The 2727-nt window shown below is 47.2% G+C and carries 1 protein-coding gene; it reads right to left on the bottom strand.

The features are described 5' to 3' along the window. A partial coding sequence (gene cobN / locus CDG77_RS34490; RefSeq protein WP_143857172.1) for a cobaltochelatase subunit CobN occupies nucleotides 1-2727 on the bottom strand: 2727 nt, incomplete at both ends.

Consider the following 2727-nt stretch of genomic DNA (forward strand, 5'->3'; position numbering starts at 1 on the left):
CTGCTTCCCCTGCTCCCCCTGCCTCCCCTGTTCCCGAAGAGTAGGCGTAAGAACTCCAGTTGATGTAGGCGCGGGCTAAATCTTCGTCGTCTGTCCAGTTTTGCGATTCGATTAAACCTTGGAGTCCTGCGCCGTAAGCACCTGGGCGAGAACCAAAGATCCGATAACGCGATCGCACCACGGCTTCTTCTACAGTTAATCCTTGGCTTGTCCACAATTCAGTCTCTTGGCGAACTGCATCCGCTAAGGGATTTTGTTCTGGCGGTTCATCTAAATCTGCTACTGCTGATACCGCTCGATCGAATAAGTCAATTAAGTTAGGAAAAGCATCGCGGAAGAATCCCGAAATTCGCAAGGTGACATCTACCCGGGGCCGTCCCAAAATTGCTAGGGGCAAAATTTCAAAATCCACTACTCGCCGTGCTGCACCATCCCACACAGGCTGGACTCCGAGTAAAGCTAAGGCTTCGGCAATATCATCACCGCCTGTTCTCATGGTGGCTGTTCCCCACAATGATAAACCTAGTGTTTTGGGATATTCACCATGCTCTTGAGTGTAATATTCAACCAGGGTTTCAGCAGCTTTTCTCCCGATATCCCAAGCTGTCTCTGTGGGAATGGCGCGAATATCGACAGAATAAAAGTTTCTCCCAGTTGGTAGAACTTCTGGGCGGCCGCGTGTGGGTGCGCCAGATGGGGCGCTGGGGACGTATCCGCCATCAAGTCCGTGTAATAAGTGGGTGATTTCTCGATCGGTTTGTTGTAAAGCTGGAAGGAGGCGATCGCTTATCCAGGTAGAGACGTGATGAATCGCGTCTCTACAAGATTCCTGATTTCTAAATTCTGAATTCTGATTTATTATTTGTTCTACTAAAAGGGCGGCGTGTTCTTCTAGGACTTCAACTATATCGCCGATGGTGCGGCATTCTGTGCCATTAACTACCGAATATTCACCACTGGGCATTGACAAATCGGCTGTGAGGGGATCGAAATCTAAACCCCAATCTTGAGCTATAGCACGGGTAATCCCTGAAGAATGGCGATTGGGGATGCGAGCGATCGCTACTATTAAGTCTCGCAGCTGCCTTCCTTGGGGACATTGCCCAAAAATGTGCAAGCCGTCGCGGATTTGGGCTTCTTTCAATTCACACAGATAACCACCAATGGAATTCAAAACTAGAGATTCAGAATTAAAAATTTCGGTTTCATTTTGGATTCCTAAATCTAGATGGAGATTTTCTTTGATTACCAGTTCGTGGATGCGATCGCGAATGACTGGTAAACGCGAAGGATCTAAACTGTCCGCTTCATAATACTCATCAATTAAATTTTCTAACTGTTGCAAAGAACCGTAGAGTTCAGCACGAGTCATTGGCGGCGTTAGGTGATCTATAATCACCGCTTGAGCGCGACGTTTGGCTTGAGAACCTTCACCAGGATCGTTGACAATAAACGGGTACAGGTGGGGAAGTGCGCCGAAAGCCACTTCTGGATAACAATTGCTAGATAAAGCCACGCTTTTTCCGGGTAGCCATTCTAGATTTCCGTGTTTCCCTACATGAACTACAGCATCAGCACCAAAACATTCTCTAACCCAATAGTAGAAAGCTAAATAAGCATGAGTTGGTTCTAAATCCGGTGCATGATAATTCAAACTGGGGTCATTATCATAACCCCTTGCTGGCTGAATTCCCACAAAGATGTTGCCGAGTTGAATTCCGGGAACGGGGATTGGGATTTGGGATTGGGGATTGGGTATTGGGTATTGGGTATTCCTCTCGTTTATCCCATTTTCCTTTTCCCCAGTCCCTAGTCCCCAGTCCCTAGTCCCCAGTCCCCAGTCCCCATTCCCCATTCCCCACCTTTCACTAATACCTTGCTGAACTGCTGGCGGTAATGAAGCGAAATATTCTTGGTATTCTTCCCAAGAGACACTTTGGTGTACTGGAAGCGATTCTCTACCTTCTGGATCGTTGGTTACGCCATCTGTCAGCCGTTGAATCAACTCATCTCCTTCAGCAGGTGGATTTTCGACTTCATAACCAGCCTGATGTAAAGCTTGCAGAATTTCTACACAACTAGCTGGAGTGTCCAGTCCCACACCATTGGCGAGGCGGCCATTGCGGTTGGGGTAGTTTGCCAAAATTAGGGCAATTCGCCGTTCTTGGGGTGGTTTGGAACGCAGACGCGCCCAGTTTGCTGCTAGTTTAGCAACGAACTCAATGCGATCGCTGACTGGTTCATAAATTACCACATCTGTCTCTAAATGGGGATTACGAGTTTGTACGGCTTTAAAAGAGACAGCACGAGTAATAATTCGCCCATCTACTTCTGGTAGCGCCACATTCATCCCAATATCGCGGGGAGAAAGCCCTTGAAATTGTGACTCCCACTGCTCAATCGATCCGCCACTCAGGATTACCTGCAACACAGGTACATCTAATTTTTCCCATAGTTCAGTTTGGGGTGTTTCGCTTTCCAACCGTGCTAGAGAAAAACTAGTGGTATTCAGCAGCACAGCTATTGATTCGGCTTCTTTGGGTTGGAAAAATTCACTCAACTCTGCTTGGACATCGGGTTCACGCAATGAGGAAACAAACACTGGCACTGGTTGTAAATTTTTCTGTACTAAAGCTTCACATAAAGCATCAATTACTTTAGTGTTTCCCGCTAAATAATGAGCGCGGTAAAAAAGGATGCCGATTTTGGGGATTGGGGATTGGGGAG

This window comes from Nostoc sp. 'Peltigera membranacea cyanobiont' 213 (genome assembly GCF_002245975.1).
Lineage (GTDB): Bacteria > Cyanobacteriota > Cyanobacteriia > Cyanobacteriales > Nostocaceae > Nostoc.